This window comes from Vibrio sp. 1874 (assembly GCF_033344395.1).
Lineage (GTDB): Bacteria > Pseudomonadota > Gammaproteobacteria > Enterobacterales > Vibrionaceae > Vibrio > Vibrio alginolyticus.
Genome location: NZ_JAWPOR010000204.1, coordinates 1 through 1008, shown reverse-complemented (window position 1 = coordinate 1008; position 1008 = coordinate 1). Strand labels below are relative to the sequence as shown.

The 1008-nt window shown below is 45.4% G+C and carries 1 protein-coding gene; it reads left to right on the top strand.

Annotated elements, in window-relative coordinates; genetic code table 11:
- Positions 1 to 224: 224 nt before the first annotated feature.
- Positions 225 to 1008 (top strand): formate--tetrahydrofolate ligase (locus R8N46_RS25640; protein WP_318189835.1); only part of this gene is annotated, 784 nt, incomplete at its 3' end.

Here is a 1008-nt window from a genome sequence, read left to right as displayed (position 1 = left end):
GAGCAAAAAATATACTTAGGTCACCGTTTGGTGGCCTGTTTGTTTTGATCTAGCGCAGTATTTAGTGGATTTTGTTACTATGTAGCACGCGAAGGCGCACGAACTTCTTTACACCTAATTTTATACCAGTATTATTCTCGCGCAAACGTTTGCGCAACAACAATACAGTCTTCATAGATTGCTTGATGTTGAACGCCGCGTGTTAGCCATATTTGGGAGTATCCATGCAGTCTGATATTGAAATTTGCCGAAACACACCGTTATCTTCCATCGATGTTATCGCTGAAAAAGCAGGTCTATTGCCTGAAGAATTTGATACACATGGAAAATACAAAGCCAAAGTACACCCTAAGTGTTTAGCCCGCCTGAATGACAACCAAAACGGCAAATTGGTTCTGGTCACCGCGATTACCCCAACTCCACTAGGTGAAGGCAAAACCGTGACAACCATTGGCCTTGCTCAAGGACTGGCGAAGCTAAAGCACTCCGTGATGGCATGTATTCGACAGCCATCAATGGGGCCTGTCTTTGGCATCAAAGGTGGTGCCGCAGGTGGCGGATATTCCCAAGTTGCGCCAATGGAAGAGCTCAATTTGCATTTGACGGGTGATATTCACGCCGTTACGGCAGCTCACAACTTAGCGTCTGCAGCTTTAGATGCGCGCTTATTCCACGAGCAGCGCGAAGGATACGACGCCTTTGAAGCTCGAACTGGTTTAAAAGCATTAAAAATTGACGTTGAAAGCATTACTTGGAAACGCGTGATGGACCACAACGACCGTGCACTTCGCATGGTCAAAATTGGTTTAAACGAACATGGCAAAACCATTAACGGATTTGAGCGTAACGAAGGGTTTGATATTTCAGCCGCATCCGAGTTGATGGCCATTATTGCGTTGGCAAAAAATCTTAAAGACTTACGTCAGCGCATTGGCAAAATTGTTGTTGCTTATGATCTCGACGGTCAGCCTATCACCACAGAAGATTTACAAGTAGCAGGTGCGATGG